General features: G+C 60.0%; 19 protein-coding genes and 1 pseudogene. 15 read left to right on the forward strand and 5 right to left on the reverse strand.

Features of this window, described 5'->3' with window-relative positions:
* The first annotated feature begins 93 nt into the window (after positions 1-93).
* A complete protein-coding gene (locus PMI28_RS09675) occupies positions 94-1,107 on the forward strand; it encodes an AraC family transcriptional regulator (protein WP_007989005.1) in 1,014 nt (337 codons plus the stop codon).
* 14 nt (positions 1,108-1,121) lie between these two features.
* Here the strand turns inward: PMI28_RS09675 and PMI28_RS09670 are convergent, their stop codons facing one another.
* The gene (locus PMI28_RS09670) at positions 1,122-1,595 is read right to left on the reverse strand and encodes an Lrp/AsnC family transcriptional regulator (protein WP_007989007.1); all 474 of its coding nucleotides are present in this window, start codon (positions 1,593-1,595) and stop codon (positions 1,122-1,124) included.
* 221 nt (positions 1,596-1,816) lie between these two features.
* Here PMI28_RS09670 and kynU point away from each other — a divergent pair, with 221 nt between their 5' ends.
* The 3 genes from kynU (at position 1,817) to PMI28_RS09655 (ending at position 5,983) form a co-directional block, all read left to right on the forward strand.
* Positions 1,817-3,067, forward strand: coding sequence for a kynureninase (gene kynU, locus PMI28_RS09665; protein WP_007989009.1), 1,251 nt, complete (start codon positions 1,817-1,819; stop codon positions 3,065-3,067).
* Between the two features lie 104 nt (positions 3,068-3,171).
* Complete coding sequence (locus PMI28_RS09660) at positions 3,172-4,485, forward strand: OprD family porin (protein WP_007989011.1); 1,314 nt, start codon at positions 3,172-3,174, stop codon at positions 4,483-4,485.
* A gap of 88 nt (positions 4,486-4,573) precedes the next feature.
* The gene (locus PMI28_RS09655; RefSeq protein ID WP_007989014.1) at positions 4,574-5,983 is read left to right on the forward strand and encodes an amino acid permease; all 1,410 of its coding nucleotides are present in this window, start codon (positions 4,574-4,576) and stop codon (positions 5,981-5,983) included.
* Positions 5,984-6,013: 30 nt separating this feature from the next.
* On the opposite strand, the gene PMI28_RS09650 is transcribed toward PMI28_RS09655, so the two are convergent.
* Positions 6,014-6,904, reverse strand: a complete 891-nt coding sequence (locus PMI28_RS09650; RefSeq protein ID WP_007989017.1) for a LysR substrate-binding domain-containing protein — start codon at positions 6,902-6,904, stop codon at positions 6,014-6,016.
* A 206-nt stretch (positions 6,905-7,110) separates the two neighbouring features.
* Here PMI28_RS09650 and PMI28_RS09645 point away from each other — a divergent pair, with 206 nt between their 5' ends.
* The gene (locus PMI28_RS09645; protein ID WP_007989020.1) at positions 7,111-7,875 is read left to right on the forward strand and encodes a sulfite exporter TauE/SafE family protein; all 765 of its coding nucleotides are present in this window, start codon (positions 7,111-7,113) and stop codon (positions 7,873-7,875) included.
* Here the strand turns inward: PMI28_RS09645 and PMI28_RS09640 are convergent.
* Positions 7,865-8,179 carry a putative quinol monooxygenase gene (locus tag PMI28_RS09640; RefSeq protein WP_007989021.1) on the reverse strand — a complete coding sequence of 105 codons (315 nt, stop codon included), beginning with the start codon at positions 8,177-8,179 and terminating at the stop codon, positions 7,865-7,867. The genes PMI28_RS09645 and PMI28_RS09640 overlap by 11 nt on opposite strands.
* 162 nt (positions 8,180-8,341) lie before the next feature.
* Here PMI28_RS09640 and PMI28_RS09635 point away from each other — a divergent pair, with 162 nt between their 5' ends.
* The 9 genes from PMI28_RS09635 (at position 8,342) to PMI28_RS09595 (ending at position 17,211) form a co-directional block, all read left to right on the forward strand.
* On the forward strand, positions 8,342-8,932 hold the full coding sequence (locus PMI28_RS09635) for an NAD(P)H-dependent oxidoreductase (protein ID WP_007989024.1): 591 nt from the start codon (positions 8,342-8,344) through the stop codon (positions 8,930-8,932).
* A gap of 241 nt (positions 8,933-9,173) precedes the next feature.
* Positions 9,174-10,085 carry a LysR family transcriptional regulator gene (locus PMI28_RS09630; protein ID WP_007989026.1) on the forward strand — a complete coding sequence of 304 codons (912 nt, stop codon included), beginning with the start codon at positions 9,174-9,176 and terminating at the stop codon, positions 10,083-10,085.
* A gap of 252 nt (positions 10,086-10,337) precedes the next feature.
* Positions 10,338-11,783: a SulP family inorganic anion transporter gene (locus tag PMI28_RS09625; protein WP_007989028.1), complete on the forward strand. Its 1,446-nt coding sequence runs from the start codon at positions 10,338-10,340 to the stop codon at positions 11,781-11,783.
* Positions 11,784-12,003: 220 nt separating this feature from the next.
* Positions 12,004-13,353, forward strand: a complete 1,350-nt coding sequence (locus PMI28_RS09620; protein WP_007989030.1) for a GntT/GntP/DsdX family permease — start codon at positions 12,004-12,006, stop codon at positions 13,351-13,353.
* A 14-nt stretch (positions 13,354-13,367) separates the two neighbouring features.
* A complete protein-coding gene (locus tag PMI28_RS09615) occupies positions 13,368-14,228 on the forward strand; it encodes a MurR/RpiR family transcriptional regulator (protein WP_007989032.1) in 861 nt (286 codons plus the stop codon).
* Between the two features lies 1 nt (position 14,229).
* Complete coding sequence (locus PMI28_RS09610) at positions 14,230-15,687, forward strand: N-acyl-D-amino-acid deacylase family protein (protein ID WP_007989034.1); 1,458 nt, start codon at positions 14,230-14,232, stop codon at positions 15,685-15,687.
* A gap of 237 nt (positions 15,688-15,924) precedes the next feature.
* Positions 15,925-16,293 (forward strand): glyoxalase superfamily protein, encoded by a 369-nt coding sequence (locus tag PMI28_RS09605; RefSeq protein ID WP_007989035.1) that lies wholly within the window; start codon positions 15,925-15,927, stop codon positions 16,291-16,293.
* Positions 16,294-16,547: 254 nt separating this feature from the next.
* Positions 16,548-16,913 carry a type II toxin-antitoxin system RelE/ParE family toxin gene (locus tag PMI28_RS09600; RefSeq protein WP_007989038.1) on the forward strand — a complete coding sequence of 122 codons (366 nt, stop codon included), beginning with the start codon at positions 16,548-16,550 and terminating at the stop codon, positions 16,911-16,913.
* The gene (locus PMI28_RS09595; protein ID WP_007989040.1) at positions 16,906-17,211 is read left to right on the forward strand and encodes an XRE family transcriptional regulator; all 306 of its coding nucleotides are present in this window, start codon (positions 16,906-16,908) and stop codon (positions 17,209-17,211) included. The genes PMI28_RS09600 and PMI28_RS09595 overlap by 8 nt, the downstream gene beginning before the upstream one ends.
* Positions 17,212-17,284: 73 nt before the next feature.
* On the opposite strand, the gene PMI28_RS31630 is transcribed toward PMI28_RS09595, so the two are convergent.
* On the reverse strand, positions 17,285-18,148 hold the full coding sequence (locus PMI28_RS31630; RefSeq protein ID WP_405046330.1) for a methyl-accepting chemotaxis protein: 864 nt from the start codon (positions 18,146-18,148) through the stop codon (positions 17,285-17,287).
* A pseudogene (locus PMI28_RS31635) lies at positions 18,143-19,204 on the reverse strand (methyl-accepting chemotaxis protein); the annotation flags it as partial. The pseudogene PMI28_RS31635 and the gene PMI28_RS31630, both read right to left, overlap by 6 nt.
* A gap of 260 nt (positions 19,205-19,464) precedes the next feature.
* Here PMI28_RS31635 and PMI28_RS09585 point away from each other — a divergent pair.
* On the forward strand, positions 19,465-20,136 hold the full coding sequence (locus PMI28_RS09585; RefSeq protein WP_007989045.1) for a histidine phosphatase family protein: 672 nt from the start codon (positions 19,465-19,467) through the stop codon (positions 20,134-20,136).
* The last annotated feature ends 12 nt before the right edge of the window (positions 20,137-20,148 follow it).

A 20,148-nucleotide genomic window follows, 5' to 3' on the forward strand; every position in this document is an offset into this window, starting at 1 on the left:
TGGCGCTGGTGTTTTGTGGCTTGGAACTTGCCTTTCCAATCCGGAGACGCGCCGTCAGAGCGCGCCGAAAAAATAGCCCGTGAGTGCGCCGTGATGAACAGCAAAACTGATCCGCAGTGTCGCGACATTCGTGTCGACAGCGATGACCTTGAGGCCGCGAGGCGCTGGATGTCCGGTATCTGCGGGCCGCATCGACTCGTCACCACGACGCCCGAACGGATCCGTTTTCATCACAGCGCCAATATGTTCAAGTCGATGGCCACGACCCTTGGAACCATCGAGTACGGCACCGATGTCACCATCGATATCGAAGACGCCGAGCACTTCAGCAGTTACAGCCTGAGTCTGCCGCTGGTGGGCGAGCAGGAGTTGAGCAAGAACGGCAGCGTGATGAAGTCCGACCGCGATCAAGGGGTGATCATTTCCCCGAATGAAAACCAGCTGCTGGCGATCTCCGGCGATTGCCGCAAGGTCCAGGTGGTGATTACCCGAGTCGCCATGAGCGAGTCTCTGGAGGGGCTTCTACAGCGGCCTCTGGATACGCCGCTGCGGTTCGAGCCGGTGATGGACGCGGTCGACGGAGCGTCGGCCTCATGGTGGCGCATGGCGCGCTATTTCATCGCCGAACTGGAGCGCAGCAGCGAACTCTATGAGCAGGTGGCCTTCACTCGGGACATTGAAAGTTCGCTGATCAAAGGCTTGATCCTCGCTCAGCCGAACAACTATTCAGAAGAGCTGCGAAACGTGCTGGGCGTGAAGTTGCCGCACTACCTGATCAGGGCCCGGCAGTACATCCATGCAAACGCCCGCGAAGCCCTGCACCTGGAGGACATCGAGGCCGCCGCCGGAGTCTCGCGCTTCAAGTTGTTCGAGGCGTTCAAGAAGTACTTCGCCTTGTCGCCGATGGTCTACCTGAAGAAATACCGCTTGAACGCCGTGCGTCAGGAGATTCTTGAGCACGGTTCTGCGCGCAATATTTCCGCGATCGCCATGGGCTGGGGTTTCACCCATCTCGGGCGTTTTTCCGCCGAGTACCGCAAGTTGTTCGATGAAACACCGACCATAACTTTGCAGCGCAACGAAGCCCGCCGCATGCGTGGCTTCTGAGGGGCAGGGCGCCCTTACCTGCGCACCACCAGGTCCAGCAATTCGTCGCGCTCCTTGATTTTCTGCAGGACGATTTCCGAGCGGATGTCGGTGACGCCCACCGTGCGGTTCAGGTGATTCACGATGAAATCCGAGAAGTGTTTCAAGTTGCGCGCCTGTACTCGCAACACATAGTTGCTCGCCCCGGTAATCACATACGCGGTGACCACTTCCGGCCATGACTGGACCTTCTTGATGAAGGTCTCGTGCCAGTCCGCGACGTCCTGTCGCAACGACACATGGACGATGGCTTCCAGTTCGATTCCCAGCCGTTCGGCATTCAGCACCGCGCGATAGCCGGTGATGATTCCCTCGCTTTCCAACAGGCGTAATCGACGCAGGCAAGCTGACGGCGACAGCGCGACTTTCTCTGCCAATTCCTGATTGCTGATACGACCATCCTGTTGCAGTTGATGGAGGATTCGCAGGTCTGTCGAGTCGAGATTCATGGTTGAAATAAATCCGTGTTTATTAGCGTTGGAATCGAATTTTCTGCGAGATAAGTACTATAGCGTCGCTCACTTTGCACGAAAATTCTCCAAGGCTTAGTTCATTATCTCTCCACCAAAAAGACGCAAATAGCGCCTGAAACAGGGCGCTGGGCGCTCTGCTCGCCTCGACTTTCACGATGTGCCCGGACGGCATGTCATCAAAAAAAACAGGACATCCAATGACTACAAGAAACGATTGCCTGGCGCTTGATGCACAGGACAGTCTGGCGCCTCTGCGTCAGCAGTTTGCGCTTCCTGAAGGCGTGATTTATCTCGACGGCAACTCCTTGGGCGCACGCCCTGTCGCGGCATTGGCTCGCGCTCAGGCGGTGATCGCCGAGGAGTGGGGCAATGGCCTGATCCGCAGTTGGAACAGCGCTGGCTGGCGCGATCTGTCCGAGCGTCTGGGCAACCGATTGGCCACATTAATAGGTGCCCGCGACGGCGAAGTGGTGGTGACCGACACCACCTCGATCAACCTGTTCAAGGTGCTCAGCGCCGCGTTGCGTGTGCAGGCCACCCGGTCTCCAGAGCGCCGGGTGATCGTCACCGAAACCAGCAACTTCCCTACCGACCTGTACATCGCCGAAGGCCTGGCCGACATGCTGCAGCAGGGGTACACCTTGCGTCTGGTCGACAGCCCGGAAGAGTTGCCGCAAGCGATTGACCAGGACACGGCAGTGGTGATGCTCACCCACGTCAATTACAAGACCGGCTACATGCACGACATGCAGGCCCTGACCGCACTGAGCCACGAGTGTGGCGCGCTGGCTATCTGGGATCTGGCGCATTCCGCCGGGGCGGTGCCGGTTGATTTGCATCAGGCGGGCGCCGACTACGCCATCGGTTGCACTTACAAATACCTCAATGGCGGTCCGGGTTCACAGGCGTTTGTCTGGGTCTCGCCGCAGCTGTGCGATCTGGTGCCGCAGCCCTTGTCGGGCTGGTTCGGCCATTCGCGGCAGTTCGCCATGGAGCCTCGCTACGAGCCGAGCAGCGGCATCGCCCGCTACCTGTGCGGCACCCAGCCAATCACTTCATTGGCGATGGTCGAGTGTGGGCTGGATGTTTTCTCCCAGACCGATATGGCCAGCCTGCGCCGCAAATCCCTGGCCCTGACCGACCTGTTCATTGAACTCGTCGAGCAGCGCTGCGCCGCTCATGAGCTGACCCTGGTCACGCCACGCGAACACGCCAAGCGTGGCAGCCATGTCAGCTTTGAGCATCCCGAGGGTTATGCCGTGATCCAGGCCTTGATTGACCGCGGTGTAATCGGTGACTACCGCGAGCCGCGGATCATGCGCTTCGGCTTCACCCCGCTGTACACGACGTTCACCGAGGTCTGGGATGCCGTGCAGATCCTCGGCGAAATCCTCGACCGGAAAACCTGGGCGCAGGCGCAATTCCAGGTCCGCCACAGCGTCACCTGAGTTAACCGATGTCCGCGTCTTGCTGCCGGGTTTTCCTGGCAGCAGGGCTTCGGGTGCCGTCAATCAAAAGTTCTGTGCAAACACAATAATAAGGAGCACGCAGAATGAAATTGTCCCTTTGGCCAGCCTTGCCGCTCGCCATCAGCAGTTGCGTCGGTCATATGGCTTATGCCGCAGCCGACAATGGATTCGTCGAAGACAGCAGCCTGGTCCTGACCAACCGCAACTTCTATTTCTACCGCAACAACCTCAACAACCCGGGTGGTCAGAACTATCGGGACGAATGGGCCCACGGGATCATGCTCGATTACCGTTCCGGGTATACCCGGGGCGCGGTGGGTTTCGGCGTCGATGCCTATGCGCAGTTGGGCCTCAAACTCGACAGCGGCAAGGGACGAACCGGCACCGGTTTGCTGCCGGTCGATTCCGACGGTCGCCCCGAGGATGAGTATTCCGAAGCAGGTGGTGCGCTCAAGGCGCGGATCTCCAACACCGAACTCAAGTACGGCAACCTGACCCCGTTCAACCCGGTGTTCGGCACGGGCAATGCGCGACTGTTTACCAGCGTGGCCACCGGCTTTCAGCTGACCAGTAATGAACTCAAGGCGCTGCAAGTGGACATCGGCCACTTCACAGCCGGCAACGACAGTAACTCCACCAACGCCGATGGCGCCCTGAAAGCGTTGTATGCCGGGGTGGAAACCCGCAGCGTCGACTATCTGGGCGGTAGCTATGCAGTGAGCGATCAACTGAGCGTCAGCCTGTACGGTTCGCAGTTCACCGACATCTGGCGGCAGTATTACGCCAACACCAACTACACCTTTGCCTTGAGCGAAGGGCAGTCGCTGAACCTGGATTTCAATATTTACCGTACCAACGACGATGGCCAGAGCCTGGCCGGCAAGATCGATAACACCACCTGGTCGTTGGCCACAGCGTACAAGTTCGGCGCCCATCGTTTGACCCTGGCGTATCAACGCGTGGATGGCGATGAGCCGTTCGATTACCTGGGGTTCGATCAACAACCGGGGACTTCGATTTTCCTTGCCAACTCGATCCAGGTCCTCGATTTCAACGCCCCCAACGAACGTTCCTGGCAACTTCGCTACGACCTGGACATGGCGCCATTCGGCGTGCCAGGCCTGAGCTTCATGTCGCGTTACGTCCGCGGTGACCATATCGACGACAGCCACTACGACGGCGGTCCCAACGGCGCTTACGGGCGTTACGGCGATGACGGCAAACGCTGGGAACGCGACCTCGAAGCGCGCTACGTCGTGCAGTCGGGCAAGGCCAGGGATCTGTCGGTGCGGGTGCGTCAGGCCAGTGTGCGTTCGACCGCTCAAGTGGCGCGCGCCGACACCACGGACAACAACGAAGTCCGCGTCATCATCGAGTATCCACTGAGTATTTTCTGATCCGTGTCCTGCTGTGCGTGGCTGATCCCCACGAGACCATCCAACCACGTGCTCACTTCAAGAAAGACAATATTCAGAGGACAGACAAATGACCGATAACTCCGGTTTTGAAACGATATCCAACCGTGAACACGGCTTGCGGCGTCAACTGACGTCGGGGCAGATGAGCATGATCGCCATTGGCGGTGCGATTGGCACCGGGCTGTTTATGGGCAGCGCCTACGCCATCGGCTATGCCGGGCCGAGCGTGCTGCTCAGCTACGCCATTGGCGCGATCATCACCCTGCTGTTGATGGGCTGCCTGGCGGAAATGACCGTGGCCCATTCGACCTCGGGTTCGTTCGGTGCCTATGCCGAATTCTATGTCAGCCCGCTGGCCGGGTTCCTGGTGCGCTATGCCTACTGGGCGGCGATCGTGCTGGCGGTCGGTACGGAAGTAACGGCGGTGGCGATGTACATGAAGTACTGGTTCGCCAACGTGCCGGAATGGATCTGGATCGTCTCGTTCTCCAGTGTGCTGATCGTGCTCAACGCCATCAGCGTGAAGACCTTCGGCACCTTCGAGTACTGGTTCTCGACCATCAAGATCGGCGCGATTGTCGGCTTCATCATTCTTGCGGTGTATGTGGTGTTCGGCTCCGGTAACCCGGAATACGGCGTGCATAACTACACCTCCCACGGCGGCTTTTTTCCCAATGGCTTGCAAGGGATGTGGGTCGCGGTGATCGTGTCGATCTTCAGCTACTTGAGTGTGGAGATGATCGCGGTGGCCGCCGGAGAGGCGAAGGATCCGGAGCAAGCGGTGAAGAAGGCCTTTCGCGCGACCATCGTGCGCCTGGTGGTGTTCTACCTGCTGACCCTCGCGCTGATGCTGGCGATTGTACCGTGGGTCCAGGCCGGTCAAGCCCAGAGCCCGTTCGTCACGGTCATGCAGTCGATCGGTATTCCCGGTGCGACCGGCGTGATGAATTTCGTGATTCTGATTGCGGCGTTGTCGGCGATGAACAGTCAGTTGTACATCACCACGCGGATGATGTTCAGCCTGTCCCGTGGTGGTTATGCGCCGAAGTCCATGGGCGTGTTGAGCAAGAGCGGGATTCCGCTGAACGCACTGCTGCTGTCGAGCTCGGGTATCGCCCTGGCGACCTTGCTCAACATCCTGTATCCGGAAAGCTCGTTCACATTGATGATGGCAATCTCCATGTTCGGCGCCATTTTCACCTGGTTCATGATTTTCCTGACGCACTACTGCTTCCGTCGTTATCACCAACGCAACGGTGAACGCAAACTGTCGTTCCGCATGCGACTGTTCCCTTACTCGACCCTGTTGGGGCTGCTGCTGATGGGCGCGGTGATGATCACCACCTATTTCACCGACGCCTTCAATATGACTCTGGTCTTCGGTGTGCCTTTCCTGCTGGTACTCACGGTGATCTACGGCATCTTTTTCAGAAAACCCAAGACTGCCGAAGCCTTGCGTCCGTTGCCCAAGGTCTAGTCTGGAAGCAACACGGCGGGGCGACAGTCTTCAAAGGCTGTCGCCCTGCAATGCCTCGAACAGGGCTCTGGCATAACCGGGCAGGTTGTCGAATGAGCGAGCACAGAGCAGCAGTTTGCGCTGCGCCCAGTCTTCCTCCAGCGCGACACTTTTCAACGGCTCATCGAGCGACCCGCGCTGGATCGCCGCCAACGGCACAATCGCCAATCCGGCGCCGTGTGCGACCATGCGCATCAACCCGTCGAAGCCATCGGCGCGGATGCGGATCTGCATCCGTGTACCGGTGTGCAACGCCTGTTCCTCCAGGTACACGGCGAGGGCGCTGTTGGCGTTCAGGCCGACGTAATCGTGACGCAATGTGTCGGTGAAACTAACTGAGGCCGCCTGTGCCAAGGGATGTTCGCGGGGCATGATCAGTACCAGCGGATCATCGCGAAACGGGCGGGTTTGCAGGTCGTGGGTGTCGATGGCGTCGGAGACGATACCGAGGTCCGCCGCGCCCTGGCGCAAGGCGTGGGTGATGCGGGCGCTGGGCAATTCCTGCAGGTCGATATCCAGGTTGGGGTGGTCGCACAGGAAGTCGGCGAGCAACTCCGGCAGGTACTCGGTGATCGCCGTGGTGTTGCACAACAATCGCACCTGGCCTTTTACGCCCTTGGCGTATTCGGCCAGGTCCTGTTGCAGGCGTTCGGCTTGTTGCATCAGAGTACGGGCATGCTGAGCCAGGGCCTTGCCGGCCGGCGTTGGCGCTACACCGCGCCGGCCTCTTTCGAGAAACCCGATCCCCAGTGAGGCTTCCATGGCACGAATGCGCGCGCTGGCCGCGGCCAGGGACAGATGACTGCGTGCGGCGCCGGCGGTGATTTTGCCGGTGTCGAGGATGTTCAGGTACAGGCGCAGGTCGGTCAGGTCGAAGTGCATTACAGCAACCTCAAGATGTGTGTTGTCTGGGAGGACGCCTTCGCGGGCAAGCCCGCTCCCACAGGTGACGCGATCCACTGTGGGAGCGGGCTTGCTCGCGAAGAGGCCAGTAGCCTCGACCCAGATATTCAGCCTCTTGCCTTGCGAGAGGCTGCCTCAGTATATGGCAGATTTTCAATCAACCCTTGCGGGCTCACCATGGCCCCATGAATACACTCTCGGCGTTTTATCAGAATCTCGGCCTGGCCCTTTCGTTGTTGGTTATCGGCACCTTTGTGCTGGCCGGCATGATCAAGGGCGTGATCGGCCTGGGCCTGCCGACCGTTGCCATGGGCCTGCTCGGTGTGGCTATGGCACCGACGCAGGCTGCGGCGTTGTTGATCATTCCGGCGACCCTGACCAACGTCTGGCAATTGGCATTCGGCGGGCATCTGTCGGGGCTGATCAAACGGTTGTGGCCGATGTTGCTGGCGATTTTCATCGGCACCGGGGCAGGCACCCTGTGGGTCGGCATCAGCGGTGGCCATTGGGTGGTGCGGGGGCTGGGGGCGGCATTGTTGCTTTATGCGCTGAGCGGTTTGTTTCTGCCGACTCTGCGCGTAGGGCGGCGCAGCGAACGCTGGCTCGGTCCATTGTGTGGCGTGCTGACTGGCGTCATCACGTCGGCTACAGGCGTATTCGTGATTCCGGCGGTGCCTTATCTGCAGGCGCTGGGTTTGAGCAAGGACGAACTGGTGCAGGCGCTGGGCCTGTCGTTCACCGTCTCGACCCTGGCCCTGGCCGGAGGCTTGCTATGGCGCGGCGCTCTCGGCGGGGGCGAGTTGAGCGCGTCGCTGTTGGCGCTGATCCCGGCAATGCTCGGCATGTGGCTGGGGCAATCGCTGCGCCAGCGGATCAGCGCCGTGTTGTTCAAGCGCGTGTTCTTCATTGGCCTTGGTTTGCTCGGCGGCCATTTGCTGATCAGCGGCTAGCGGACGACGGGCTGATCATTTCGATGGCGCGGATCTCGAAGTCCCGTTCCAGGTATTCATCGCGCTGGTCGAGGAACTGCTTCATGTGCGGCAGGTTCGAGTGCACATCGAGGTGGGCCTGGGACTGCCATATTTCGTAGAAGATGAACAGGGTCGGGTCCTGTTTGTCGCGCAACATGTGGTATTCGATGCAACCGGGTTCGGCGCGGCTCGCTTCCACGTAGCTGCTGAAAAACGCTTCGAAGGCATCGGATTTTTCCGGGCGGGTCTTGGCGTGCAGGATGAAGCCCTGGATTTCACTCATCTACATTTCTCCTCAGATCAGAACTGGCATCAGTCTAAGGCAACAATCGGCCATTGATTCGTGCTTATGGGTCAAATGATATTTGCCCAATCGACGCTTATTCCGCACGAGGCCAGTCGGTACTCTGCCGCCATCCGATTCCCGACCTTCCCGAGACCTCCCATGAAAAAAGTCCTGTTGCTCAATGGCGGCAAAAAGTTTGCGCACTCCGACGGCCGCTACAACACCACCCTGCATGAAACCGCGTTGAGCGTGCTGGATCGCGGCGGTGTGGACGTCAGAACCACCTTCATCGACGAGGGCTACGACATCGCCGAAGAAGTGGCCAAGTTCCTGTGGGCCGACGTGATCATTTACCAGATGCCCGGCTGGTGGATGGGCGCGCCGTGGACCGTGAAAAAGTACATCGATGAAGTCTTCACCGAAGGGCATGGCAGCCTCTATGCCAGCGACGGGCGCACCCGTTCGGACGCGTCGCAGAAGTACGGCAGCGGCGGCCTGATTCACGGCAAGCAATACATGCTGTCGCTGACCTGGAACGCCCCGCAGCAAGCCTTCGACGACCCGACCGATTTCTTCGAAGCCAAAGGTGTGGACGCGGTGTACTTCCCGTTCCACAAGGCCAACGAGTTCCTTGGCATGACCGGTTTGCCGACGTTCCTCTGCGTAGACGTGATGAAGCGCCCGAACATCGAAGCTGATGTGGCGCGTTATGAGCAGCATTTGGCTGAGGTGTTTGGTCTGAAGGCGTAACGCTCGGCTACTATCGATATCAGACACCGACACTGGTTTGTAGCGAGAGAGCTTTTGTGGCGAGGGGGCTTGCCCCCGTTGGTGCGCGAAGCGGACCCATAACCGGTGAGCGCGATGGTTCAGATAAACCGCGTATGTCGATCTTACGACGGCTTCGCCGCCGAACGGGGGCAAGCCCCCTCGCCACATTGGATTTTCGCTGCACAATAGAACGGCGCAGGACTATCGATAAGGGACACACGTGAAAGCCAGATCCGATGAATTGCAGATTTTCGTCTGCGTGATTGAATGCGGGTCGATTTCTGCAGCGGCCGAGCAGGTCGGGCAAACGCCTTCGGCGGTCAGCCGTACGCTGTCGCGGCTGGAGGCCAAGCTCGACACGACATTGATCAATCGCACCACGCGACGCATGGACCTGACCGAAGAGGGCAAGTATTTCTTCGAGCACGCCAAGCAGATTCTCGACCAAATGGATGAACTCGAAGAACGTCTGTCCTCACGCCAGCAAACGCCGTCCGGGCGCCTGCGCATCAACGCGGCATCGCCTTTCATGCTGCATGTCATCGTGCCCTACGTTGATGAATTCCGTCGGCTCTACCCGGACATCCAGCTCGAACTCAATAGCAACGATTTGATCATCGACCTGCTGGAACAGAGCACCGACATCGCCATCCGCATCGGCACCCTGACCGACTCGACATTGCATGCCCGCTCCCTGGGATGCAGCCCGCTGCACATCGTCGCCAGCCCGGCGTACCTGGAAAAGCACGGCACTCCGCAAGCCGTGGCGGACCTGGCCAGCCATACGCTGCTGGGGTTCACCCAGAACGAAGGCCTCAACCAATGGCCGCTGCGTTATGTGCATGGCGATCGCTGGCCGATCCAGGCGTCGATCAGCGCCTCCAGCGGCGAGACCATCCGCCATCTGGCACTGGACGGCCAGGGCATTGCCAGCCTGTCGCATTTCATGACCATTGAAGACATTCGGGCCGGACGCTTGAAAGTGTTGTTGGCCGAATTCAACAGCGGCTATCGCCAGCCGATCAACGCGGTGTACTACCGGAACTCGCAGCTGGCCCTGCGGATTCAATGCTTTCTGGACTTTATCCAGGGCAAATTGGCGGATTATGCGAACGCGAATTTCAAGGGCTGATTTGTGATTCCTGCGTCAGGTTGGGTGGATTCGCGATGAGAGGGTTTGAGTTGGCTTTAGACCGCGTCATCGTTCTTCGCGAGCAAGCCCGCTCCCACAGTTGATCGCGCTCCGTCAGAAGGAATGCGATCGAATGTGGGAGCGGGCTTGCTCGCGAAGACATTTTCGATGACACAGATGATGGCCGGTCGGCCCCCGATTCCGTAACATCCGCACACTCTTTTCTCGTCTCTCCCTGTGTGCGATCCCTCCATGAAAGCAAAACGTCTACGCGCCGATGTCCTGGCCGGACTTACCACTTCCTTCGCCCTGTTGCCCGAGTGCATCGCTTTCGCGCTGGTGGCCCACCTCAATCCGCTGATGGGGCTTTATGGCGCGTTCATCATTTGCACGCTGACCGCGTTGTTTGGCGGGCGACCGGGCATGGTGTCCGGGGCGGCCGGCTCGATGGCCGTGGTGATCGTCGCGCTGGTGGTGCAACACGGCGTGCAGTACTTGCTGGCCACGGTGTTGCTGGGCGGGCTGATCATGATGGCGTTCGGGCTGCTCAAGCTCGGCAAACTGGTGCGCATGGTGCCGCACCCGGTGATGCTCGGCTTCGTCAATGGCCTGGCGATCATCATTGCGCTGGCGCAAATGGAGCACTTCAAGAGCGGTGAAGCCTGGTTGAGCGGTACACCGCTGTACATGATGCTTGGCCTGGTCGCGGTGACCATGGCCGTTGTCTACGTGCTGCCGCGGCTGACCCGCACCGTGCCGCCGGCGCTGGTGGCGATTCTCGGCGTGGGCCTGGCGGTGTATCTACTCGGCCTGCCGACCCGTACCCTCGGCGACATGGCGCACATTGCCGGTGGCCTGCCGACACTGGCGCTGCCGGACATTGCGTGGAACCTGGACACCCTGCGCATCATCGCGCCCTATGCGATCCTGATGGCGCTGGTCGGGTTGCTGGAAACCCTGTTGACCCTCAACCTCACCGACGAAATCACCGAGAGCCGTGGTTACCCGGATCGCGAGTGCGTGGCGCTGGGGGCGGCGAATGTGGTGTCCGGTGTGTTCGGCGGCATGGGCGGTTGCGCCATGATCGGCCAGACCGTGATCAACCTCAGTTCCGGTGGCCGCGGGCGCTTGTCCGGGGTGGTGGCCGGAGTGTCGATCCTGCTGTTCATTCTTTTTCTGTCGCCGCTGATCGAGCGCATTCCATTGGCTGCGTTGGTCGGGGTGATGTTCGTGGTTGCGCAACAGACCTTCGCCTGGGCCTCGCTGCGGGTGATGAACAAGGTGCCGCTGAACGATGCGCTGGTGATCATCGCGGTGACGGTGATTACCGTTTTCACCGATCTGGCCATCGCGGTGCTTTGCGGCATCATCATTGCTGCGCTGAACTTTGCCTGGCAGCAGGCCCGACAGCTGTATGCCGACAGTCACCTTGAGAACGACGGCAGCAAGTTGTACCGGGTGCATGGCACGCTGTTCTTCGCCTCGACCACACCCTTTCTCAATCAGTTCGATCCGGCCAACGACCCGGTGCAAGTGACCCTGGATTGCCGCCACCTGAGTTTTGTCGACTACTCGGCCATTGCCGCGCTGGGCACCTTGCGCGAGCGCTACGCCAAGGCCGGCAAGCACCTGCGAGTGCTGCACTTGTCCGAGCGTTGCAAGAAATTGCTCAAGCGGGCCCGGGTGCATCACGACTGAATCCAGCCATTCGATCTTTCCCACGCTGGGCGGGGGAAAGATCTGTTGTTGGTGATGAAAATTCACACGGCCGACTTTCATAATTCGCGACACGCCATACCCCTGCGCGACATCCCTTACCTCTGCACGAAAATTACTTTCACCTCGTTTGAAAATCTCTATTCGAAATGTTTTAAGAGTTTCACAAATATTTCGACGTGACCCTCTCGAGGAGTACCGCATGACCCTGTCCTTCGGCTATTGGCTGCTGGTGTATGCCGCCATCGCCATCATTGCACTGATCGTTCTGATCGCCCGTTACCGGCTAAACCCGTTCATTGTCATCACCCTGATTTCCATCGGCCTGGCGCTGGTGGCGGGGATGCCGCCGTCGGGTGTTGTGGGCGCCTATGAGGCGGGCGTCGGCAAAACCCTGGGGCACATCGCACTGGTGGTGGCGCTGGGGACCATGCTCGGCAAGATGATGGCCGAGTCCGGCGGCGCCGAGCAGGTGGCCCGGACCTTGATCGACCGCTTTGGCGAGAAGAACGCGCATTGGGCGATGGTGACTATCGCGTTTCTGGTCGGCCTGCCGCTGTTCTTCGAAGTCGGTTTCGTTTTGCTGGTGCCGATTGCGTTTACCGTGGCGCGGCGCGTGGGCGTCTCGATCCTGATGGTCGGCTTGCCGATGGTCGCCGGGCTTTCGGTGGTGCATGCGCTGGTGCCGCCGCATCCGGCGGCGATGCTGGCAGTGCAGGTGTATCAGGCGTCGGTGGGGCAGACGTTGATGTACGCGATCCTGATCGGTATTCCGACCGCGATCATTGCCGGTCCCCTGTACGCCAAATTCATTGTGCCGCGCATTCAGTTACCGGCGGAAAACCCGCTGGAGCGTCAGTTCCTCGAGCGCGAACCCCGCGACAGCTTGCCGGGGTTCGGCATCACCATGGCGACCATCCTGTTGCCGGTGGTGCTGATGCTGATCGGCGGCTGGGCCAATCTGATTTCCACGCCGGGCAGTGGTTTCAACCAGTTCCTGCTGTTCATCGGCAACTCGGTGATCGCGCTGTTGCTGGCCACATTGCTGAGTTTCTGGACCCTCGGCCTGGCTCAGGGCTTTAACCGCGAATCGATCCTCAAGTTCACCAACGAATGTCTGGCGCCGACCGCGAGTATCACCTTGCTGGTGGGCGCCGGTGGTGGCTTGAACCGAATTCTGGTGGACGCCGGCGTCACCGACCAGATCGTCGGCCTGGCCCACGAGTTTCACCTGTCGCCGCTGTTGATGGGCTGGCTGTTCGCCGCGCTGATGCGCATCGCCACTGGTTCTGCCACTGTGGCCATGACCACTGCTTCAGGTGTGGTCGCGCCAGTGGCCATTGGTCTGGGTTATCCCCATCCGGAGCTGCTGGTGCTGGCGACGGGCGCCGGGTCGGTTATCTTTTCCCACGTTAACGACGGCGGTTTCTGGTTGATCAAGGAATACTTCAACATGACCGTTGCCCAAACCTTCAAGACTTGGACCGTGCTCGAGACATTGATCTCGGTCGTCGCCTTCGGCCTGACCGTTGGCCTTTCTTATCTGATTTAGCCGGAGCCACCCGCATGGACATCCTCTACCAGATCCGCGCCCGTCAGGACTCCTTCAGCGCCGGTGAAGGACGCATCGCACGCCTGATGCTCGACGACGTAGGATTTGCCGCTTCCGCCAGCCTCGATGAACTGGCGCTGCGGGCAGAGGTCAGCAGCGCCACGCTGTCACGTTTCGCCCGCACCGTCGGCTGTCGGGATTTGCGTGACTTGCGTTTGCAACTGGCCCAGGCCAGCGGCGTTGGCAGCCGATTTCTCGACCCGGCGGGCACGCCCGAGCAGTCGGCGTTCTACGGGCAAATCGTCGGCGACATCGAATCGACCTTGCGCCAGCACCTGGCGGCGTTCGATGAGTCGCGTTTCGCCGATGCGGCGAAACTGCTGGGCAAGGCGCGGATGATTCACGCTTTCGGCATGGGCGGCTGCTCGACCCTGTGCAGCGATGAACTGCAAGTGCGCCTGGTGCGTCTCGGCTATCCGATTGCGGCGTGCCACGATGCGGTGATGATGCGTGTCACCGCCGCCAGCCTCAGCGCCGAACACGTAGTGATTGTCTGCTCTCTCACCGGCATTACCCCGGAGCTGATTGAAACGGTGGAGCTGGCGCGCAACTACGGCGCACGCATTCTGGCCATCACTCGCGGCGATTCGCCGCTGGCGCAACTGGCCGACATCGTCCTGCCCCTGCAAAGTGCCGAAACCTCGTTCATCTACAAACCCACGGCGGCGCGCTACGGCATGCTGCTGGCCATCGATGTGCTCGCCACCGAGCTGGCCCTGGCCAACCCTGAAGACAATCAAGAACGTCTGCGGCGAATCAAACTCGCCCTCGACGAATACCGCGGCGGCGACGACCATTTGCCGCTGGGAGACTGACATGCAGTACGACACGCTGATTCGCAACGCCCTGATCATCGACGGCAGCAACAACCCCGGTTACCCCGCCGACGTGGCGATTCTGAATGGTCGCATCGAGCGCATCGGCGACTTGTGCGATGCCCACGCCAGCGAAGAAATTGACGCGCAGGGCCATGTGCTGGCGCCGGGTTTCATCGACGTGCACACCCATGACGACACCGTGGTCATTCGCCAACCGCAGATGCTGCCCAAGCTCAGCCAGGGCGTGACCACGGTCATTGTCGGCAACTGCGGGATCAGTGCTTCGCCGGTGAGTTTGCGCGGCGATCCGCCGGATCCGATGAACCTGCTCGGCACGGCCGCTGCGTTCGTCTATCCGAAGTTCAGTGACTACCGCGCGGCAGTCGAAGCGGCGAACACTACGCTGAACGTCGCGGCGCTGGTGGGCCACACGGCGTTGCGCAGCAATCATCTGGACGACCTGTTCCGCACCGCCACGGCGGATGAAATCGCCGCGATGCGCGAGCAGCTGCGCGAGAGCCTTGAGGCCGGCGCGCTGGGCCTGTCCACCGGCCTTGCCTATGCCAGCGCCTTTTCGGCATCGACCGATGAAGTGATGCAACTGACCGAAGAGTTGTCGGCGTTTGGTGCGGTCTACACCACCCATTTGCGCAGCGAATTCGAACCGGTGCTGGAGGCCATGAACGAGGCGTTCCAGATCGGTCGCCATGCGCAAAGCCCGGTGATCATTTCCCACCTCAAATGCGCCGGCGCCGGTAACTGGGGGCGTAGTCCGCAGCTGTTGGCGTCCCTCGAAGAGGCGGCGAAGAGCCATCCGGTTGGCTGCGACTGTTATCCCTATGCCGCGAGCTCATCGACCCTGGACCTCAAGCAGGTGACCGATGCCCACCGCATCACCATTACCTGGTCGACGCCGCATCCGCAGATGGGCGGCCGCGACCTGATGGACATTGCCGCCGAATGGAATGTGCCGTTGCTGGAGGCCGCCCGCCAACTACAACCGGCCGGTGCGGTGTACTACGGAATGGATGAGGCGGATGTGCGCCGGATCCTCGCGCATCCGCTGTCGATGGTCGGCTCCGACGGTTTGCCGGAAGACCCGTTTCCGCACCCACGCTTGTGGGGCGCATTCCCCCGGGTGCTCGGACATTTCAGCCGGGACGTAGGACTGTTCCCGCTGCACACCGCCGTGCACAAAATGACCGGACTGTCGGCGGCACGCTTCGGTTTGAAGGCTCGCGGGGAAATCCGCGAAGGCCATTGGGCGGACCTGGTGTTGTTCGATCCGGCGACCATCCGTGATGTCGCCGATTTCAACGATCCGCAGCGGGCAGCGCAAGGCATCGAGGGCGTATGGGTCAACGGAGTGTTGAGTTACCGCGATGGCCAGGCCAACGGGCGCAGGGAAGGGCGGTTTCTGGCCCGGGAAGGGGATTTGCGCACAGGGTTTCAGTGACGTTTCGAGGACTGCGTCACAGTGATGGCATTTTGAGACTAAAGAATGGCGTTTCCGCGCCGAAGGACTGATATCAAGTCCGACTATCATTGCTGTTCGGTTACGTATTTTGTAGGAGCGAGCTTGCTCGCGATGGACAAAAGAGCGCAGCGTTTACCCAGTAGACACGCGTCATCATTAACGACCATCGCGAGCAAGCTCGCTCCTACAGGTCTTTCACAGTCTGGGAGCAACCCGATGAGCTTCGGCAAAACCACTCCGATCCTGCGTATTTTCGACGAAGCCCAGGCAGTGGAGTTTTACGTCGATTTTCTCGGTTTCAAGATCGACTGGCAGCATCGTTTCGAAGCCGGTTTCCCGTTGTACCTGCAAGTCTCGCGAGGTGAGTGCGTGCTGCACCTGTCCGAACACAATGGCGACAGCACGCCAGGCTCGGCCTTGCGCATCGAGACCGATGAACTGGAAGCCTTCCAGCAGCAACTGCTGGCCAGGGAGTACGCGTTTGCGCATCCACAGATCCAGGCCATGCCCTGGGGCAGCCAGGACATGACCATCAGCGATCCGTTCGGCAATCGGTTGGTGTTTACCAATGCGATTTGTGTCTGAGGTTTAGCCTGCCATTGATTGATTCCCACGCACTGCGTGGGAACTGGCCTTGCCCATATCCAGGCTGATGCCACCCGCCTGCAACGCCATCCAGTAATCCGCCAGCGCCCGTACCTCGCTCAAAATTCGGCGACATCCAGGTTCCTCCAGCAATCATCATTAACAATTGCGTGGGGGCTCAAGGGTATTCGAAGGGCCGCTGGAGCTCATACAGTTATTCCCTTGAGGTTATATTCCGCGGGTGGCATATTTGTATGAAATGGGACGTTGAATACACGGATGAATTTGAGGCCTGGTGGGATCGACTCAATGAGGCGGAGCAGGACTCAGTGCAAGCCTCAGTCACGTTGCTCGGAGATGAGGGACCGCACTTGGGATTCCCGTTTACCAGCGATATCAAGGGCTCGCGGCACGGAAATCTGCGCGAATTGCGGGTGCAACATGCAGGCAAGCCATATCGAGTGCTGTATGCCTTTGATCCCAGACGTTGTGCGATTCTGCTGATTGGCGGCGACAAAACCGGCAAGGACCGTTGGTATCAGGAGCATGTGCCGCTGGCTGAGCGGCTGTACGACGAGCACTTGGAAACATTGAAGACAGAGGGCTATGACAATGGCTAAAAAATTTTCTGAGTTGGTAGCGCGTCGCTCTCCCGAGTCTCAAGCGCGTGTCGAGGCCTTGGTTAAAAAACTGCGAGCAGAAATGCCGTTGCACGAGTTGCGTCAGGCTCAGGCATTGAGCCAGGACACGTTGGCCAAAGCACTCCACGTCAACCAGGCAGCAATCTCAAAAATGGAACGACGCACGGACATGTACATCAGCACATTGCGCAACTACATCCGCGCCATGGGTGGCGAGTTGGAAATCATCGCCACCTTTCCTGAGGGCCAGGTAAAGATCGAAAACTTCGCCAAATAAGCAGCTCGACGGCCTGAAATGAGAGAAGCCCTTTGTTCAAAGGGCTTCCTGTCAACTCACTGAAGTGCGCGGCCTAGACCCTGAAATGACTCACCATCATCTGCAACTGATTGCCCAGCCGCGCCAGTTCAACACTCGACGCCGCCGTTTCATCGCTGGCAGCAGCAGTCTGTTCGGACACGTCACGCACGTTGATAATGCTGCGGCTGATCTCTTCGGCCACGGCGCTTTGCTGTTCGGCGGCGGCGGCGATTTGCTGGTTCATCGACTGGATGTTGGACACTGTGCGGGTGATGTTCTCCAGTGACTCGCCAGCCTTGCGGGTCAGGGCCACGCTGCTGTCGGTGAGGACGCGGCTGTTATTCATCACCGCCGACACTTGCTGCGTGCCGTTCTGCAGGCCGGCCACCAGGCCTTCGATTTCCTCGGTGGATTTCTGCGTGCGCTGGGCCAGGCCACGAACCTCGTCGGCCACCACGGCAAAACCACGACCGGCCTCACCGGCGCGGGCTGCTTCAATGGCGGCATTGAGCGCCAGCAGGTTGGTCTGTTCGGCCACGGCCTTGATCACGTCCATGACGCTGCCGATCTTGTCGCTTTCCTGTTGCAACACGCTCATGGCTTCGGTGGAGCGCACCACTTCGCTGGCCAGGCGTTCGATCTGGGCGATGGCTTCGTTGACCACTTTGTCACCCTCACGGGCTTCGCCGTCCGCCGCGGCAGCGGCTTGCGAGGCTTCTTCAGCGTTGCGCGCGACTTCCTGCACGGTGGCGGTCATCTCGTGCATGGCGGTCGCGACCTGATCGGTCTCGACTTTCTGGCTGTTGACCCCGGCGCTGGTCTGTTCGGTCACGGCCGACAGCTCTTCAGCGGCGCTGGCGATCTGGGTCACGCCGTCGCGGATGCCGCTGATCAAGTCGCGCAGGGTCACGCCCATGCGCGCGATGCCTTGCTGCAACACGCCGAGTTCGTCGCGGCGGGTAACCAGGACGTTTTGGGACAAGTCACCGCTGGCGATGCGATCGACCACCGCCAGGGTTTCACGCAATGGGCGGGTGATCTGGCGAGTGATGACCACGGCGGCAATGATGCCCACCAGCAACGCCAGTAACGTACTGATCAGTTGCAGAGTGCGCGCCCGGGCGCTTTCGGCGTCACGGCGGTCGAGCTGGATCTGGTACAACTGATCGCTCTGGGACACGATGGCGACGCCCTGGTCGGTCATTTCCTTGCGCGCCTGCACCGCGTCATTGTTGGCGGCCTTGTAGGCCTGCAAGGCACTGCGGTAGTTGCCCAGTGCAGCTTCCAGCCGATGCAGGGCGTCTTGCTGGGTATCGGCGAACTGTGCGTTCAACAGTTTCAGGCTGGCGATGGCCGCGTCCAGTTGGCCGACGGCTTTTTGCTCGGTCTCGGCGTTGGTGGTGGCGGTATAGCCGCGCACTTCGTAGCGGGCCAGCAGGAACGCTTCCTTGGCCGCGGTGATGGCCTGGAACTGCTCGAAGCGCTGGTCGCTTAACGGCATTTGCTGCACGCGGGCGTTGATGTCGTTGATCAGCGTGTTGGCGGTTTCGGCGCTGGTGCTCATGGCATCACGGGCGCTGTTACCGGTGCGATAGGCGTTGCGCATTTTGTCGAGGGACGTCTTGTAGGCATCGATGACGGCGCCCTGCTCCCTGAGCAGCTTGAGGTTTTCCGGGCTCTTGAACTTCGCCAGCAGGGCTTGCTGCTGAGCCGAGAAGGCGTCGAGGGTGGTCTGCACGGTCTGCGCGGCGGTTTCGTCGCCGTTGGTCAGCATGTACTGCAGGCGAACCACGCGCAGCTTGGTCAAGCCGCCATTGAGCTGGGTGATGTCGCTCATCCAGTTGCTGCGGTCAATCAACCCGCCCAGGCTGGTCCAGCCGGTCAGGGCGAGGACGCAGGTCAGTGCCAGAACCAGGCCAAATCCCAGGCCCAGTTTCAGGTTCACGCTGATGTTGCCGAACCAGCTATTCATCAAATTCCTCCAGGAACGTAGTGCTTCTTGTTTGTCGGTTGGCTGGAAGATTGTTTTTTTTGGGGGCCGCCAAGCTGTGTAAGCAGGATGTATCGGCCGCAATCCCTGGAGCTGAAAGGATTTTGTCGAACGGATTCTGTAACAAAATTTTTACAGCGTTTTTAAGCTTTTTTTCACATGCGTTTCACCAGTCACCGACGCATGTTTCTCTAACCTTGCGGGATCTAATGGGGTGGTGTTTGCCGGCGAGGCGGCTTGATGTGGAATTAAGACTGAGTCTTTTCGGGATAAAACGCTCGATCGATCTGAACCGTTTCGCCCGCTATCGCAACGCTGCTGTGGTGTTGGCCTCGGCGCTGCTGGTTATCCCGCTGACCGTGTTTTTGCTGCGTCCCGCCACCGCGCCGGACCTGGCTCACGGCAATGTGGCCGGTGCACAGGCGCTGATGACGGGATGGGCCAAGGGCGACGTGATCGTACTGGTGCGCCACGTCGAGCGCTGCGACCACTCCTCTGCGCCGTGCCTGGTTGGTAACGATGGCATTACCGAGCGCTCTCGCCGTGTTGCCGAGAGCCTTGGGGCTCAGTTCAAACACCTGGGCCTGGACAAGGCCGATATCTACAACAGCCCGATCCTGCGCACGGCACAGACCGCCAACTTCATGTTCAACAAGGTCGGCACGGGCGAAGACTGGCTGATCATTTGCAAGGGCACCATGCTGCGCGACGCGTTGGCGCACAAGGTTGCCGGACGTAACCTGGTTCTGGTGACCCACAGCGAATGCATGGAGCAACTGGAAATAGACCTCAAGTTACCGCCTTCGACCCTGGGGTATGGCGCTTCACTGTTTATTTCCGCCGAAACCCCGCAAACTCCGCGCATGCTTGGTTTCATCGATGCTTCTGACTGGAGCTCGGTGAGTACTCATTGAGTTTCTCCCTCT

It is taken from the genome of Pseudomonas sp. GM48 (assembly GCF_000282335.1).
Lineage (GTDB): Bacteria > Pseudomonadota > Gammaproteobacteria > Pseudomonadales > Pseudomonadaceae > Aquipseudomonas.

What these genes read in the sequence shown, in the direction of transcription:
- PMI28_RS09605 (WP_007989035.1), top strand. Translation starts at nt 15,925, where the DNA reads ATGAGCTTCGGCAAAACCACTCCGATCCTGCGTATTTTCGACGAAGCC.
- kynU (WP_007989009.1), top strand. Translation starts at nt 1,817, where the DNA reads ATGACTACAAGAAACGATTGCCTGGCGCTTGATGCACAGGACAGTCTG.
- PMI28_RS09655 (WP_007989014.1), top strand. Translation starts at nt 4,574, where the DNA reads ATGACCGATAACTCCGGTTTTGAAACGATATCCAACCGTGAACACGGC.
- PMI28_RS09615 (WP_007989032.1), top strand. Translation starts at nt 13,368, where the DNA reads ATGGACATCCTCTACCAGATCCGCGCCCGTCAGGACTCCTTCAGCGCC.
- PMI28_RS09640 (WP_007989021.1), bottom strand. Translation starts at nt 8,179, where the DNA reads ATGAGTGAAATCCAGGGCTTCATCCTGCACGCCAAGACCCGCCCGGAA.
- PMI28_RS09595 (WP_007989040.1), top strand. Translation starts at nt 16,906, where the DNA reads ATGGCTAAAAAATTTTCTGAGTTGGTAGCGCGTCGCTCTCCCGAGTCT.
- PMI28_RS09650 (WP_007989017.1), bottom strand. Translation starts at nt 6,904, where the DNA reads ATGCACTTCGACCTGACCGACCTGCGCCTGTACCTGAACATCCTCGAC.
- PMI28_RS09600 (WP_007989038.1), top strand. Translation starts at nt 16,548, where the DNA reads ATGAAATGGGACGTTGAATACACGGATGAATTTGAGGCCTGGTGGGAT.
- PMI28_RS09625 (WP_007989028.1), top strand. Translation starts at nt 10,338, where the DNA reads ATGAAAGCAAAACGTCTACGCGCCGATGTCCTGGCCGGACTTACCACT.
- PMI28_RS09620 (WP_007989030.1), top strand. Translation starts at nt 12,004, where the DNA reads ATGACCCTGTCCTTCGGCTATTGGCTGCTGGTGTATGCCGCCATCGCC.
- PMI28_RS09645 (WP_007989020.1), top strand. Translation starts at nt 7,111, where the DNA reads ATGAATACACTCTCGGCGTTTTATCAGAATCTCGGCCTGGCCCTTTCG.
- PMI28_RS09670 (WP_007989007.1), bottom strand. Translation starts at nt 1,595, where the DNA reads ATGAATCTCGACTCGACAGACCTGCGAATCCTCCATCAACTGCAACAG.
- PMI28_RS31630 (WP_405046330.1), bottom strand. Translation starts at nt 18,148, where the DNA reads ATGGGCGTGACCCTGCGCGACTTGATCAGCGGCATCCGCGACGGCGTG.
- PMI28_RS09675 (WP_007989005.1), top strand. Translation starts at nt 94, where the DNA reads ATGAACAGCAAAACTGATCCGCAGTGTCGCGACATTCGTGTCGACAGC.
- PMI28_RS09660 (WP_007989011.1), top strand. Translation starts at nt 3,172, where the DNA reads ATGAAATTGTCCCTTTGGCCAGCCTTGCCGCTCGCCATCAGCAGTTGC.
- PMI28_RS09610 (WP_007989034.1), top strand. Translation starts at nt 14,230, where the DNA reads ATGCAGTACGACACGCTGATTCGCAACGCCCTGATCATCGACGGCAGC.
- PMI28_RS09635 (WP_007989024.1), top strand. Translation starts at nt 8,342, where the DNA reads ATGAAAAAAGTCCTGTTGCTCAATGGCGGCAAAAAGTTTGCGCACTCC.